12 protein-coding genes and 1 pseudogene are annotated in these 14,106 nt (G+C 69.4%); 5 read left to right on the top strand and 8 right to left on the bottom strand.

The window, feature by feature from the left end:
• Positions 1 to 104 precede the first annotated feature (104 nt).
• On the top strand, positions 105 to 491 hold the full coding sequence (locus ABEA93_RS13700) for an ATP-binding protein (protein WP_345675754.1): 387 nt from the start codon (positions 105 to 107) through the stop codon (positions 489 to 491).
• Positions 492 to 828: 337 nt separating this feature from the next.
• On the opposite strand, the gene ABEA93_RS13695 is transcribed toward ABEA93_RS13700, so the two are convergent.
• The gene (locus tag ABEA93_RS13695; RefSeq protein ID WP_345675753.1) at positions 829 to 1,680 is read right to left on the bottom strand and encodes an aldo/keto reductase; all 852 of its coding nucleotides are present in this window, start codon (positions 1,678 to 1,680) and stop codon (positions 829 to 831) included.
• A gap of 11 nt (positions 1,681 to 1,691) precedes the next feature.
• Positions 1,692 to 2,693, bottom strand: coding sequence for an aldo/keto reductase (locus ABEA93_RS13690; protein WP_345675752.1), 1,002 nt, complete (start codon positions 2,691 to 2,693; stop codon positions 1,692 to 1,694).
• A 382-nt stretch (positions 2,694 to 3,075) separates the two neighbouring features.
• Here ABEA93_RS13690 and ABEA93_RS13685 point away from each other — a divergent pair, with 382 nt between their 5' ends.
• On the top strand, positions 3,076 to 3,975 hold the full coding sequence (locus tag ABEA93_RS13685; RefSeq protein ID WP_345675751.1) for a helix-turn-helix transcriptional regulator: 900 nt from the start codon (positions 3,076 to 3,078) through the stop codon (positions 3,973 to 3,975).
• Between the two features lie 706 nt (positions 3,976 to 4,681).
• On the opposite strand, the gene ABEA93_RS13680 is transcribed toward ABEA93_RS13685, so the two are convergent.
• Entirely contained in the window at positions 4,682 to 4,933 is a 252-nt protein-coding gene (locus ABEA93_RS13680; protein WP_345675750.1) for an acyl carrier protein, read from the bottom strand.
• Positions 4,934 to 5,216: 283 nt separating this feature from the next.
• Positions 5,217 to 5,843 carry a TetR/AcrR family transcriptional regulator gene (locus ABEA93_RS13675; protein WP_345675749.1) on the bottom strand — a complete coding sequence of 209 codons (627 nt, stop codon included), beginning with the start codon at positions 5,841 to 5,843 and terminating at the stop codon, positions 5,217 to 5,219.
• 115 nt (positions 5,844 to 5,958) lie between these two features.
• Here ABEA93_RS13675 and ABEA93_RS13670 point away from each other — a divergent pair, with 115 nt between their 5' ends.
• Positions 5,959 to 6,321: an ester cyclase gene (locus tag ABEA93_RS13670; protein ID WP_345675748.1), complete on the top strand. Its 363-nt coding sequence runs from the start codon at positions 5,959 to 5,961 to the stop codon at positions 6,319 to 6,321.
• A 27-nt stretch (positions 6,322 to 6,348) separates the two neighbouring features.
• Here the strand turns inward: ABEA93_RS13670 and ABEA93_RS42130 are convergent.
• Both ABEA93_RS42130 and ABEA93_RS13665 read right to left on the bottom strand, forming a co-directional pair.
• Positions 6,349 to 6,627: pseudogene (locus ABEA93_RS42130) on the bottom strand (helix-turn-helix domain-containing protein); the annotation flags it as partial.
• A gap of 3 nt (positions 6,628 to 6,630) precedes the next feature.
• Positions 6,631 to 7,077 (bottom strand): hypothetical protein, encoded by a 447-nt coding sequence (locus ABEA93_RS13665; RefSeq protein ID WP_345675747.1) that lies wholly within the window; start codon positions 7,075 to 7,077, stop codon positions 6,631 to 6,633.
• Between the two features lie 760 nt (positions 7,078 to 7,837).
• On the opposite strand from ABEA93_RS13665, the gene ABEA93_RS13660 reads away from it, so the two are divergent.
• On the top strand, positions 7,838 to 8,719 hold the full coding sequence (locus ABEA93_RS13660) for a glutamate ABC transporter substrate-binding protein (RefSeq protein ID WP_345675746.1): 882 nt from the start codon (positions 7,838 to 7,840) through the stop codon (positions 8,717 to 8,719).
• Between the two features lie 331 nt (positions 8,720 to 9,050).
• Here the strand turns inward: ABEA93_RS13660 and ABEA93_RS13655 are convergent, their stop codons facing one another.
• Positions 9,051 to 9,857: a S1 family peptidase gene (locus ABEA93_RS13655; protein ID WP_345675745.1), complete on the bottom strand. Its 807-nt coding sequence runs from the start codon at positions 9,855 to 9,857 to the stop codon at positions 9,051 to 9,053.
• Positions 9,858 to 10,480: 623 nt separating this feature from the next.
• Between ABEA93_RS13655 and ABEA93_RS13650 the strand changes: the two genes are divergently transcribed.
• Positions 10,481 to 10,945: a phage tail protein gene (locus ABEA93_RS13650; RefSeq protein WP_345675744.1), complete on the top strand. Its 465-nt coding sequence runs from the start codon at positions 10,481 to 10,483 to the stop codon at positions 10,943 to 10,945.
• Positions 10,946 to 11,135: 190 nt separating this feature from the next.
• On the opposite strand, the gene ABEA93_RS13645 is transcribed toward ABEA93_RS13650, so the two are convergent.
• A complete protein-coding gene (locus ABEA93_RS13645) occupies positions 11,136 to 14,090 on the bottom strand; it encodes a SpoIIE family protein phosphatase (RefSeq protein WP_345675743.1) in 2,955 nt (984 codons plus the stop codon).
• Between the last annotated feature and the right edge of the window lie 16 nt (positions 14,091 to 14,106).

The raw sequence follows: 14,106 nt of genomic DNA, 5'->3' as shown, positions 1-14,106 counted from the left end.
GCGGCTCAGCCGCAACCTGCCTGTCACGACCGCGCGACAGAGAGCCTGAGGATCGACCAGCGTGCCCGGTGTCTGCAATCCGCCCGGCCGGGTAGCCACCGTCCATGGCCTCCGCGAACAACGCTTCCGAGCACAGGGCGTGTGGGGCGGCCACTCGGCTGGCCTTGGACCTGGACGGGGCCCCTGGATCCACCCGCCGCGGCCGTACCTGTGCCCGCGGGTTCCTCGACGCGCTCGCTGACCAAGGCCTGCTGCCCGCCGGGGCCGCGGCCGACACCATCCTGGTCACGAGTGAGCTGATGGCGAACGCCACGCGCCACGCGCCCGGCCCCTGTCGCCAGACCCTCGATGCCAGCCGCGACGCCGTCACCGTCCACGACACCTCGCCCGCCCCACCCCGCCGGACGCACCCCTCCGTCCACGGCGGCTACGGCCTGCTGATCGTCGACGCCCTCACCACAAGCCTGCACACCCCCCACACCCGACGGTAAAACCGTCACCGCGGTCGTCCCCCACCACCGCCCCACTCCACGGGAGAAGTGTCCGCTGGGCCCGCCGGGTGAGCGAGCGTGCGGCCGACGAGCCGGACCATGGCGTCGGCACAGCCGTCGGTTCGCCCTCCCCACCGGGGCGTCGAGCCTCCAGCGGTTCCCGAAGGTGACGCGCCCTGCCGTTGCGGATCAACGACGTGGACGCTCCACCGGTGTCGGTGAGCACCGTCGGGGTCAAGCCCTGGGGTGGTTGGCAAGCCTGGCAGCCGGGCGAAGGCCTCCTCGACGAGCCGGCACCCGCACGCCCGGCCGCCGGTTCTCCGTCACCGGTGCGGGCTCAGTTCTCCAGGCGCCGTGCGGCGAGCCAGGCGACCATCGCGGGGTCGTGGTGGTCGAAGAACAAGGTGGCGCCGCTGTCGAGCGCGGCGATCTCCGCCATCTCGTCGCCGGTGAGCGCGAAGTCGAAGACGTCGATGTTCTCGGCCATGCGGTCGGCACGCACCGACTTGGGGATGGTGACGATGTCGCGCTGGATCAGCCAGCGCAGGACGACCTGGGCGACGGACTTGCCGTGCTGCCCGCCGATCCCGGCCAGGACGGGGTGGGTGAACAGGTTGTTCCGGCCTTCGGCGAACCCTCCCCAGGACTGGTGCTGGACGCCGTGCTCGCGCATCAGCTCGTGGTCGGCGGCGCGTTGGAAGAACGGGTGCGTCTCGATCTGGTTCACCGCCGGGGCGACCTCGTTGTTGAGGACCAGGTCCACGAGCCGGTCGGGGTGGAAGTTCGCGACGCCGATCGCCTTCGCGCGTCCGTTCCGGTGCTCGGCTTCCATGGCGCGCCACTGGCCGTAGACGTCGCCGTAGGGCTGGTGCATCAAGTAGAGGTCGACGTACTCCAGGCCGAGTTTGGCGAGCGAAGTCGCGAACGCGCGGGCGGTGTTCGCTTCGGCGGGGGCGTCTTGGACCCACAGCTTGGTGGTGACGAACAGGTCTTCGCGCGAGAGGCCGCTGTTCTTGATCGCTCGGCCGACGGCTTCTTCGTTGCCGTATGCCGCTGCGGTGTCCAGGAGGCGGTAGCCGGCGGCGAGGGCGTCGGTGACTGCTTGTTCGGTCTGCTCCGGCGGGATCTGGTAGACGCCGAAACCGACGAGGGGCATGCGGGTTCCGGTGTTCAGGGTGACGTGCTGCATCGGGGTTTCCTTCACAGGTTGGTGCGGGCTTCGAGGTGGTCGGGGTAGCGGGCGCCGTGGATCTCGATGGTCGAGGCGGCATCGGTGAGGCGGCCGAGTTCGTCGTCGGAGAGTGTGACGGCGGCGGCCGCGGTGTTCTCGGCCATGCGGTGGGGCTTGGTGGTGCCGGGAATGGGGACGATCCACGGCGCGCGGGCCAGCAGCCACGCCAGGGCGACCTGCCCGGGGGTGACCCCCTTGTTGTCCGCGACGGCCTTGACCAGGTCGACCATCGCCAGGTTGTGGCCGCGCGCGTCGGCGCCGAAGCGGGGGATCCGGGCGCGCAGGTCGGTGCGGGCGTCGAAGGTTGTCGAGGCATCGACGGCACCGGTGAGGAAGCCCTTGCCCAGCGGGCTGTAGGGGACGAAGCCGATACCGAGTTCGTTGCACACGTCCAGGACCTCGTCCTCGGGGCGGCGCCACCACAGCGAGTACTCGCTCTGCACAGCGGTCACCGGCTGGACGGCGTGGGCGCGGCGGATGGTGCCCGCGGCGGCTTCGGACATGCCGTAGTGCCGGACCTTGCCCGCCTGGATGAGTTCCCGTACCGCGCCGACGAACTCCTCGACCGGATGGTCGGGGTTGATGCGGTGTTGGTAGTACAGGTCGATCGCCTCGACGCCGAGCCTGCCCAGGGATCCGTCGACGGCTGCGGCGACCTCGTCCGGGCGCAGCATCCGGCCGGTGTCGGTGCGCGTTTCCGGGTCGACGGCGAAGGCGAACTTGGTGGCGACCACCACGCGGTCCCGGAACGGAGCGAGTGCCTCGCCGACCAGTTCTTCGTTGGCGTGCGGACCGTAGATCTCGGCGGTGTCGAAGAAGGTGACGCCCTCGTCGACGGCGGCGTGCAGCAGCGCGAGCATGTCGCGCCGGTCGGGGTCACCGCCGTAGCCGCCGGTCATGGTCATGCAGCCCAGTCCGATCGCGGAGACGGCAAGGCCGCCGCCGGTGGTGCCGAGGGTGCGCTGGTCCATGGGTACTGCTCCCGTGGTGTGTGGTCGGTCGGACGTCTCGGGGATGCCCGCCCGGTGGGTGGGTGGGGGCGCCCGGTCGCGGTCGTCAGGCGTCCGTGGCGGCGAGGGCGGCTGCGTACTGGTCGTCGGTGACGGGCTCCGGCCATGGCTCCTTGGGGTGGAGGTGTGACGTCGGGGGTAGGGGGTCCGCGCTGCTCCACCCGGACATCGCCGCGGGCGTACACGATGACACCACGCACGGGGAACTCCTGTCCGTGCCTGAGGTCCCGGGCCGGTTCCGTGTTCTCCACACAACCCGATGCCGACGCGCGCAGGGAGTCACTGGTGTGGGGTGTACCGGCAGTACACCTCAGCCCAGGCCGTCAGCACGTACCGTCGAGGTGTGGACAACCAAGACGAAGTCCGCGAGTTCCTGACCTCGCGGCGGGCCAAGATCACCCCCGACCAGGCCGGGCTGCCCGCGGGGGGCAAGCGCCGCGTCCCCGGGCTGCGCCGCAGCGAGGTGGCCGCGCTGGCCGACGTCAGCGTCGAGTACTACGCCAAGCTGGAACGCGGCAACCTCGCCGGCGTCTCGCCCGCCGTCCTCGAAGCCGTCGCCCGAGCCCTGCGGCTGGACGATGCCGAGCGCGCCCACCTGCTCAACCTCGCCCACGCCGCGACCGGCGCCGACACCCTCACCCGGCCCCGCCGTCGTGCAGGCCGCGACTGGGCACCGAGCCCGAGCCTGCAGTGGACCCTGGACGCGATCACCGCCGGGCCCGCGTTCGTCCGCAACGGCCGCATGGACCTGCTCGCCGCCAACCCGCTCGGCCGCGCCTTCTACACCGACGTCTACGCCTCCGGCGGAAAGCCGCCCAACCTCGCCCGCTTCACCTTCCTCGACCCTGGCGCGCGCCGCTTCTACCCGGACTGGGACGCCGTCGCCGACGTCACCGTGGCCATCCTGCGCACCGAAGCCGGCCGCGACCCCCACGACAAGGACCTCCACGACCTCGTGGGCGAGCTGTCCACCCGCAGCGACGACTTCCGCACCCGATGGGGCGCTCACAACGTCCGCCGCCACGGCACCGGCGAGAAACGCTTCCACCACCCGGTCATCGGCGACGTCACCCTCGCCTACCAGAGCCTGGAGATCACCGCCGACCCCGGACACAACCTCAGCATCTACACCGCCGAACCCGGCACACCCGCCGACGAAGCCCTGCGCCTCCTCGCCTCCTGGGCCGCCGCCCACAGCGCCGAAACACCCACCGCACAGGCACCGCGTCCCGGGCCGCCGTAGACCGGACACCCAACCGACGACCGTCAATGGACGTTGCCGCACGAGTGGTCGCGTCACGCTCGCGGAGCATTCCCGTGACGACACGGGAACACGCATTCAAGCGCCACACGGCCGAACTCCTATGGCAGGCCTGCGCGCTACCGGTCCCAGTGTCAGTCCTGGGCGAGGCGGTCGAGGAACTGGCCGACCGGTTCCACGTCCTCACCGGGGCCGCGGGGCGGCCGTCGGCCGGCGCGTGTGGCCGTCAGCGGAGCTCGTCGGCGTGTTTCGTTGCCCGTGGCCGGTTCTCAAGACGAGCAGACGGAGCCTGGGGCGGGGCCGTCGGTGCCGGCGCCGACGTGGTGGGGCGGTGCTCGCCGCGCTCCTGCCGTCCGGCTTCGGCCGGTTCCCGAACACTCCCGACGCCCCGGCACCCGGAACAGGCGGCGTATCCCCGCCCACGACCCCACGCTCGTCGAGGCGCACGCAAGAGCTGCGCCAACATGGCTGGAACTACCGGCAGATCCCGCTCGGGTGCTCGTACCCCGCACCGTCGAGGCTGGCGCCGCCGCCGGACGGGCGCGCAGCATCATGCTCAGCTATGGGCTCGGTGGCCGGCTGCCCTTCCAGCATTACGGGTCCCGCGGACCGGTCAACCCGCCGACGACGCGGGAACGCAAGAGCACGCCGCGCCGCAGCCGGTGGCGGCACCGGAACGTCGGCCTGGTCAGGGGTGCGGGGTGCTTCGGGGGGTGCGTCGGACGACGAGGTCCACCAGATCGCGGACGGTACTGACCGCCTCGACGTCGGCGAAGCTCAGGTCGGCCCCGAACTCCTCGTTGACGCGCAGGACGAGTTCGGCGATGCCGAACTCGTCGAGGCCGTAGTCGTCGTGAAACCGGGATTCGGCGGTCAGCTGCGCGACCGGGACGGCGAGTTCGTCGGCGATGACGTCGGACACGCGGGCCTGAAGTTCCATGACAGTGCTCCCAGCGCAGAATTCGGGCGGGCAAGAGCCCGTACCGGGCGGATACCACCACAGAACAAGAAATACACCGCGTATCGCTTGCGCTACTTACTGTGTGGGCCGCGTGGTGACTTCTCGGCATGGGCCGGTCGCCTTGGCGTGAGGCCAGGCGTTGGGGGGAAGCGCAAACCCGACGAGGCCGCGGCGTTCGTGATGCGGGGCAAGCAGTACCTGGTCGCAAGCTGCCGCTCGGCTAAGGCTTGCGCTCGCCTCCGCTGACCTGAGTGGTAGTGCGCTATCGAGGCCGGGGCCGTAGGCCGTCGAGGATGATCTGGGCGATATGCGCCGAGCGTTCGCGGCTGGCCTCCGCGTCGGCGTGGCGAATCGCGGCGAAGGCACCCGCGACCAGGGCCATGGCCTCGTCGACGGTGAGGTCGGGACGCACGACACCGGCGGCATGAGCGCGGTCGAGCAGGACCGCGACCTGGCGCGTGAGGGCGGCCCCGACGTCCGGGGCGGCCGTGCGCAAGTCGAATTCGGCGGCCGTCAGCCCGCTCTTGACCGCGGCGTTCTCCGCGCCCGACGCGATCATGCGGGACAGCAGCGTGAACAGCGCGGCGGGATCTCCGGTGCCGGCGAGCACCTCCCCCTCCTCCACCAGGTGCTGGAGCTGGTCCACCGCGACGGCAAGGTACAGCGCTTCCTTGCTCGGAAAATGCCGGTGAACGGTTCCGGGGCCGACCCCGGCGCGGCGAGCGATCTCGTCGAGCGAGGTACCCAGGCCCTCCGTCGCGAACAGGTGCTGCGCGGTCCGCAGCACCCGCTCACGGTTGCGGCGGGCGTCGGCCCGCAGCGCCCGGTCGTTCCCGGCCAGGGCGGGGGGTTCGGATGAAGCAGGGCCTCGCGGTCGGTTGGGCGTCACGCGCCTAGCCTAACCGGGGCGACGCCCCGTATGGTTGCGGATAACCGGGGCGACGCCCCGTTTGTGGGCGGGCCACGTCGTCCACCATTCACCGGCTGAAAGGGAGCCGACCGTGATGACCACACGCGAGGAAGCACGCGCTCTGGTGCTGCGGATGCAAGAGTGCTTCAACACCCGGAAGTTCGACGAGGCCGCCGACCTGTTCACCGCCGACTTCGTCAACCACCCGCTCGGCGCCATCGGGATCGAGGCGGGCATGGACGCCTGGCGCATGATCGTCGCCCAGTTCCCCGACATGCGCGTCGTGGCCGAAGATGTCCTGGTGGACGGCGACAGGGTGGCCATCCGCTCGTCCGTCGAGGGCATCGCATCTGCGGACAGCGGAGCACGGCCCACCCTGATCGAGATCTTCCGCGTTCACCACGGCAGGCTCGCCGAAGCCTGGGGCATCACGGAAGGCCCGGACCCGCGCCATTGATGCAGTTCGGCGGCGGCGCCGACGACGAACCCTGCTGAACATCTCCTCCGGCCCGGCGCCGACGGCGGCGTGCGAGACCAGGGGCTTGGCAGGGCCGAGGCCGTGGGCTTGAAGGGCGACGACGCGGCCGTCCCCGCGGTGCGTGCACACGACGGTGGCAGCCTGCCGAAGCACGATGAGCGACTCGCCGGGCCACACCAACGAGGCGTTGGCGGTGGCCGGGGCGCGGCCCGCCGTGCCCGCGGCCTCGGCGACGCAACGCGGTAGGCGAAGTAGCTCGCCCGGTGTTCCGCCGAGCCGCCGCATCACCTACGTCGTCTCGTCGAACAGGTCGATCCCCTTCCGTGCGGCGAGGTCCTGGATTTTCTCGGCGTCGTCAGCGGGAACGCACACGAAGGCGCGCAGCCCCGCGTCGTCGCGGCGCAGGATGTAGCTGCCGAAGCTGTCCGTCAGTTGCGCGCCGTCGGCGTCGAAGAACAGCCACCGCACGCGGACGAGCACGACCTTCTCGCTGAGCTGTTCGTGGCTCAGCCGCTCGTATCCGACCGACGCCAAGCCGAGTTTGCGGTAGAGCGGATAGGACCGTTCCAGGCCGCGGGCCATCTCCTCCCGGGAGTCCAGAACTCCGGCGCTGCGGTCGTCGAGGATCATGCCGGGGGTGCCCCAGAGCTCTGCCGCCGCCCCGGCGTCGAAGGCGGCGAGGGTTCCGGCGTAGCGGGAGAGGTAGTCGTCGATTTCGGCGGCGGTGGCGCTCATGCGAGTCACCGTAGGCACCCGCGCGGCCTTGGCGCTTCCGGCATCCGGAGGCGTTCGGGTGACATCGGCGGTGCGACCGCGCGCCGGGCGGGGCTCCGCCGTTGCGCCTGCCGAATATGTCATCCGGCCAGGTCAAGCGGTACATATGAAACTGGTACCGCCCGAAGAGAGTCCAAACGGGTTCGCGGTGGCGGTGAACATGCCCCCGGCGACGAGCGTCAGGACGAGAGCGGTACGCGCCCGTCGGCGCAGACGCTGGCCCGGTTGTTCACGGAGGCTGACGTCGTCGGTCGCCATAGGCCCCCATTCTCCGTCGGCAGCGTTGACGAAGCCCTCGGTGAACTTCTGCCTCATCGGATCGAGTTCTCGCCCCCGATGGCTGCTGTGGGCTTCCCACGCAGAACGGCCGGCAATGCCGACCGCGACCCGCGAGAGCCCGTGATCCGCTGCCGGATCCTGTGTTCGCAGCGCCCGGCGCCGGGGGCCTTCGACGGTACGAGCGAGGCCCTCGAACACACCTAGGCTCTCGCCCGTGCGGGAAGACCCTCGAATCGCGGTTGATCGGCGGCTGAGTCTGTCGCTCTCGCGCTTCGGTCACGACCATGATGAGGGGGCACCGGATGGGGGGAAGATCGTGGCGATGACAGCTGGACCACGCATGCGGGGTCTTTCGCGGATTTCCTTGCTGCTTCCGCTGGTTGCGCTCGTCGTGTCGGCGGCAGGATGTTCGTCGGTGCAACCGGTGCCCACCTCCGTGTCCGTGTCGCCTTCGAAGATTCCGGTGGCGCGGCCGGCCGTGGACGCCGACTATCCGGCGTCCGCGGACGATGCCTCGTGCCGGGCACGGGAGAGTCTGAGACCGCTCGACCCGTTGCCCGCGCCGGGGCGGATGCCGGCCGGGTCGTCGATGGCCGAGATCGTCGCACGAGGCCGCATCGTCGTCGGCGTCGACCAGAACACCCAGTACTTCGCGGCGCGGAACCACCACGAGAAGGACCGCATCGAAGGTTTCGACATCGACATGGCCGAGGCGGTCGGTTTGGCGCTGTTCGGCGAACCCGGCCATGTCGCTTACCGGGTCATCACCCAGGCGCAGCGAATCCCGCTGCTGCAGAACGGCGAGGTCGACCTCGTCGTGGACACCATGACGATCACGTGCGACCGCAAGCGCCAGGTGTCGTTCAGCGGCAACTACTACGACGACGGGCAGCGTGTGCTCGTGCCGTGGGACTCTCCCGTGGCCGGCATCGGCGACCTGCGCGGCAAGCGGGTCTGCACGGTACGCGGGACGACATCGATCGCGACCTTGCGGGACAAGGGCACGCTGCCGTATGCCGTCGACAACTGGACGGACTGCCTGGTCGCGCTGCAACGCGCCGAGGTGGACGCCGTCTCCACGACTGGGGCGCTGCTGGCGGGGTTGCGGGCGCAGGACGGCGATACGAAAATCGTCGGCCCGCGGTTCACCGACGAACCGCACGGGATGGCGGTACGCCTCGACCGCGCCGACTTCGTCCGGTTCTTGAACGGGACACTCACCCGCATGCTCGCGGACGGTACATGGGAACGCCTGGCACGGACGTGGCTGTCGCCGGCCTTCGACGGGGAGCCGCAGAAGCCCGAGACGGCATACGTGGGGTGAAATCCCGACACCGGCGGCCGGGCGCCGCGAACTCGCGCCGGCTCGCAACACCCGGTCGGCGCCAGGTCGGTCGGGCCGGAAGCGGCAGAGCGACGTGGGCGGTGGACGCGAATGGACGCTCGCCCGGCGACCGGACCTTGGCTGGCACGAGAGGCAGGCCCGCGCCTTGCGATGCGCGGCCTCGGGCACCGCAGCGCTGGTGGTGCGCGGATGCGGGGTGGCGTGGTCGGGGATCCCCGACCACGCCACCCCGATCACCTGGTCACCTGGTCACCTGGGAGCCGGCTGACCGGTCCACCCCGGTCAGCCGGTGCCCCGGCCGGCGCGGAAACTAGCCGGCGATCGCGTCGTTGATCCAGGTGCGGTGGTACGGCACGCTCGGCAGAACCTCCTTGGTGACCCCGCAGTCGCCCAGGCTGCGGCTGTCCGCGCCGATCAACTCCCAGCGTCCGTACACCTTCTTGACCGCCGGGGTGCCGGAGTCGCCGTTGCACGGGCCGGAGACGCCGCCGGGGTTGTCGGCGCAGAAGTCGCCCCGGTCGATGCCGTATTCGCCGCCGACGCACGGGCCGTCCGGGAGTACCCGGGTGTCGATCTGGTTCAGCGTGTTGGGCAGCGTCGGACCGCCGTCGACGGTGTAACCCCAGCCGATGACACGGAACTTGGTTCCGGCCACCCCGACCGACGAGGCCAGCCGCACCGGCTTCGCCTTCACCGGGTGGTCGAGCTTGAACAGCGCGAGGTCGCCCGCGCGGCCGGTGGCCACGTAGTCGGGGTTGACGCGGATCTCGCTGACGCCGGCCGTCTCGCCGCCCGTGGTGCGGTCGTTCGAGCCCACGCGCACCGTGAACAGCGACGGGTCCTTGGTCTCGCCGGTCTCCGTGTCGTAGACGCAGTGTGCGGCGGTCAGCAGCCACTGGTCGTCGATCAGTGCGCCACCGCAGCGGAAACGGTACGCGCCGTCGTCCCGCAGCATGTCGATGGCGGTCACGAACGAATAGCTCTCGTCGGCCGGTTCGCCGCCGATGATGGCGCTCGCGCTACCCGGCGCGGCGGCGAGCGCGCCTGTCGCTAAGGCGCCGGCCATGACGCCGCGCGTTATTCCTCGACCGATTCGCGATTTCATGAATTTGGGCATGCCGAAATCCTTTTGCCATGAGAATTGCAACACCCGGCCCCGTTTCGTCCCGCGGGCGTATGCAGGGGCCCAACTGGCTTGGGACATCTGCATGTTAGTAGACCTCCTGGGGGTTGCCTATCCCCTGGCGTGCGCGGGTTCCGGTTTCCCGGCGCACAGGCGTTTCGCATTCTGGTTTCGAAGAGCTCAATCGAATGTCCGGGGCGGATATATTCCGCGACCCTGGTTGGCCGGGATTTTCCCGGAGATGTTTTCCCAAGTACGGCCATTTCCCGCTCGGCGGGATCCGGGGTTGTGGGTGCACATCGCGGTACCGTGCCCCGCGTCGCCCGTCGGGCCTGCGCCGCCAGGACAGGCTCCGGCCTGGAAGGATCTTCGATCCGGCTCCCGCCGGTGCGCCCGCGTACCGCGGCCGGATGCACGGCCTCCGCACTCGGCACCCTGTTCAAGATCGACATCGGCAGCCGCGTCCGACAGCAGCGCCTCGCCGAGCCGGAGCGCGGAGCACGGCGTGGTGACGACCAGAATCGGGGGACTTCGGCGAAGGGTGACGTAGCGTGAACACGTCGCCGGGAGGTCCGACAGCGATGGCTCACAGCCGGACAACACCATCAGGAGGATTCATGCCTTATGCCGTCGATTTCAAGGACGTGTCCACCATCGGCGTGGAATCGTCCCCGGTGGCGGAGGCGCTTGCAGGGTTGCGCGCCAACGAGGCGCGTTACTACAAGAACAAGTACGACCACGAATTCGCCGTCCAGCCGGCGAGCGAGGCGCCGGAGGTCCTCGACTGGGTCACCCGCATCCTCTCCGAGGAGCGCGGCATCGCCATCTCCGCCCGCCCGCTCGAGGTGACGTCCTTCGAAGCCGGCGGATTCCGCATGGCTTACGTCTTCTACGAGTCCGGTCTGGCGGTCAACGTGATGTACGGCATCGAGGACGGAGCAAAGCGCGCTGTGGGGTTCAAGCTCTCCCAAGGCATGGACGTTCCCGACGAACTGGCGTCGCAGTTCAAGTTCGCGCGCCAGAAATCGAAGCTGGCCGGAGAGATTCGCGGCTCCTTCTTCGTGATCAAGGGCGAGTACTGAGCGTCGCCCGCGCTCGCGGCCGCGAGTGCCGGCCCAACGGAAATCGACTCGGCCGCCGGTCGTATCCCGTCACCCGGGCCCCCTCACGTCGTTCCCCGGGCCGCGTCGACCAAGCGTTGGCCGCCGCCGCTGCGCACGGCGTCTGCGGGGACGCCGGAGCGAAGCCGTCTCGGAAGATCGTCCGATCGACTCACCAAGGACTGCTGCCGATGCCTGCGGAGGTCTTTGGGCGGGCGATGTAGGCCCAGATGCACTTCCCGTGCTCGATATACCTTGCACCCCAGTCCGTGGCGGTGAGGGCCACCAGTTGGAGCCCTCGCCCGAACTCGTCGTCAAGCGTCGGGTGGCGGACTCGAGGCGTGGCTTCACTACCGTCGTACACCTCGCAGAGGAGGCCGTCGTCCAACCGAAGCCATCGAAGGCGGATCTCACCGGGGTCGCTGCCGGCGACGTCTGCATCGATGCCAACCGCGTGCCGGGTCGTGTTTCCCACCAGTTCGCTGACGATCAGGGAAGCGCTGTCGATGAGTTCCTCGAGATTCCAGTCGAGGAGTTGCGCGGCGGTGAAGCTGCGGGCCCGCCCCGCGGACTGCGGGGCACATGGCATCTCAAGGACGGCAACGTCGCCGGCTGGGACACGCCCTGTGCGCAGGGCGAGGAGTGCGGCATCGTCTTGATGCCGAGGATCGGGCGGCAGGTCCTCGATGATTGCCGCGCATAGTCCGGACAACCATCCCGACGGGTTTCCCCTACCGGATACGGGGGTGCGGTTGACGTAGTCGGATACAGCCGTGGTCAGTTGCACCGTTTCGGCGCTGCCGAGCACGCCATTGGTGAAAAGGATCATGATGCTGCCGGGAGCCAACGTCGTTTCGGTGACCTGGACCGGAATCGGGTCGATCGTGTGCGCCACGCCAAGGGGAGGACCGGTGGTCAGGGCGAGACTGCAGGGCTCCTGATCCGGCTGCAGGACGATGGGCGGAGCATGTCCCGCACTGGCGACACTGCAGGTACCAGTCGTCGGGTCGTAAAGGGCCATGAGGCACGTGGCGTAAGCGCCCGTCGCCGGCGCTGGGGCACCCAGACGCGCGACGACGTCTCCGACGCGCGCCATCAGTTCGTCCAAGGGGAGGTCGAGCGCGGCCATGGTGATGATGGTGTGCCGGATGATGCCCATGGTGATCGACTGTTCGAGGCCGTGTCCCATGACGTCTCCGACGACGGCCAGCGTCCTGCCGCCAGGCAACGGGATTGTGTCGTACCAGTCGCCGCCGACGTCTTGCCCGGCCGCGGCTCGCCACCGTGCCGCGGCCTGGACGGAGACCAGATTCGGCAACGAACTGGGGAGCAACTCCTGCTGCAATCGTTCGGCACGCGCGCGGGCTTCCTCGTACAAACGGGCGTTGCCCAGCGACTGAGCGGCGAAGGCCGCGACGGTTCCGATCAGGGATTTGTCCTCGGCGCTGAAGTCGCGAGGATGATTCCAAGAAATGACACACGAGCCCACTCGGCGTGCACCGGAGACGAGTGGCATCACTGCCCAAACGTGATTCCCGTGAGTGCTTCCCAAAGGGGCCAGCTGCGGCCAGCGCTGCCGGAGTTCCTCACGAGACGTGATGAACGCGATCTGCTCAGCGGCGCTGAAACCACTCTGCGGCCAATCGATCGCCCGCAGTTTCCGGACGAACTCCGCGCTATAGCCGGCGGAACCGACGAGCCTTGCAGCGGGGCCGGTCAGATCGTAGATCAACAGCCCATCGGCACCGACGAGCGGCAAGACATGTTCGGTGATCGCCGCCACGACGTCCGACGTTTCCAAAGCCCGAATCAACGCGGCGTTCAAATCCGCCACCCGCCGGCCGCGTTCGGCGGTCTTCTTCATAGCCCTGACGCTCTCGGTGATGTCCGTCATCACCACGGACACATAGTCGCCGATGCCGACAACCTGCAGTTCGTAGTACGCGGTTTCACCGTGAGGACCCCGGTCCTTCTCCCACGATTCGACGGTCAGGCCGGCGGCGGACCCAGGAGCCGCCCGCGCCCGGGCCACCGACTCCGGGAGACCCTGCTCTCGCCACTGCGGGGCGGAGTCCCACAGGGTGTGTCCGAGAATCTCCCTGCCCTTCCCCGCGGCCACCGCACGTGCCGCCAGATTGGCCCACTCCGTCCGATCGTCCGGCGCCAGGACATAGATCGGCTGCGGGTAGGAATCCAGAATTCCCGCCAGCCAGGCTTCCCGACTCCGGCGGGCGGTGACGTTCCACGCTGTGCCGACCATGCGCAGCGGTCGCTTGTCGGCGTCATATTCGAAGACGGCACGGAGCTCGAGCCAGGAGGCACGCCCGCCACGGTCAACGACGCGATACTCCACGGCATATGCCGTTCCATCGCGCATGGCCTGGGCGATGGCTTCCTCGACCCCTCGCCGGTCGTCCGGGTGGATTCGGCCCATCCACGTCTCGATCCGTTGGTCCCACGAGCCGGGCTCCAAGCCGGCCAAGCGCACCAGATCTTCGGTCGGCGTGTCGAAGTTGAGTTCCCCGCTGTTCAGATCCCAGGCCCACGTACCCACCTCGACGTTGCGCATCATCTGCCCGCCCAACGGCAGCTGCCACCAGGGTGCGGTGCCGCTGCGCCACCGTCTGGCCCTCTGGAGACGTACGCTGACCAGCGCGGTCAGCTCGCCCAAGAATCTGCGCCTGGCTTCGGTGGGCGGCGCCTGCGTAAGAACCGAGAGGGTCCCGACCGGGTCGCCGCCAATGACGATGGGTACGGAGAGCACACCCGCGCTCTTCCCGAGCCCACTACCGACATCCGGAAGGGTCGTGGACCATACGACCTGCCGGAGCGCCATGGCACGTGTCGGCGCCAGGTCCGTCATGCTCCCGTGCAGAAGCTCCCACTCCTTGGCCATATTGGTGGGGATGCCGGAGGCCCCCGCCAGACGCAGGGATCCGGCCTCCCGGCCGACCAAATGAGCCAGGCCCCCCAGTCCTCCGACGCTCGCGACCGCATGCGGAAGCGCAAAACCGAGCACCTCGGCTACGTCCGCGTTATCGGGCACGTCCTCCAACCACAAGAGTCGTGCGGCGTCTGCGGCTATCGTCGGCTCGCCGGCAAGCTCGTGATGGTCGTCATCCGTCATTGCTGTGCCTCCGCCG

The sequence above is a fragment of the Yinghuangia aomiensis genome, from assembly GCF_039542225.1.
GTDB lineage: Bacteria > Actinomycetota > Actinomycetes > Streptomycetales > Streptomycetaceae > Yinghuangia > Yinghuangia aomiensis.
Note: the sequence above shows the minus strand (reverse complement) of the source record. Positions and strands in the feature narration are given on the sequence as shown.

Excerpts from the sequence above, each read along its gene's own strand:
- ABEA93_RS13650 (WP_345675744.1), top strand. The coding sequence starts at position 10,481 with ATGCCTTATGCCGTCGATTTCAAGGACGTGTCCACCATCGGCGTGGAA.
- ABEA93_RS13690 (WP_345675752.1), bottom strand. The coding sequence starts at position 2,693 with ATGGACCAGCGCACCCTCGGCACCACCGGCGGCGGCCTTGCCGTCTCC.
- ABEA93_RS13655 (WP_345675745.1), bottom strand. The coding sequence starts at position 9,857 with ATGCCCAAATTCATGAAATCGCGAATCGGTCGAGGAATAACGCGCGGC.
- ABEA93_RS13700 (WP_345675754.1), top strand. The coding sequence starts at position 105 with ATGGCCTCCGCGAACAACGCTTCCGAGCACAGGGCGTGTGGGGCGGCC.
- ABEA93_RS13680 (WP_345675750.1), bottom strand. The coding sequence starts at position 4,933 with ATGGAACTTCAGGCCCGCGTGTCCGACGTCATCGCCGACGAACTCGCC.
- ABEA93_RS13695 (WP_345675753.1), bottom strand. The coding sequence starts at position 1,680 with ATGCAGCACGTCACCCTGAACACCGGAACCCGCATGCCCCTCGTCGGT.
- ABEA93_RS13670 (WP_345675748.1), top strand. The coding sequence starts at position 5,959 with ATGACCACACGCGAGGAAGCACGCGCTCTGGTGCTGCGGATGCAAGAG.
- ABEA93_RS13665 (WP_345675747.1), bottom strand. The coding sequence starts at position 7,077 with ATGAGCGCCACCGCCGCCGAAATCGACGACTACCTCTCCCGCTACGCC.
- ABEA93_RS13645 (WP_345675743.1), bottom strand. The coding sequence starts at position 14,090 with ATGACGGATGACGACCATCACGAGCTTGCCGGCGAGCCGACGATAGCC.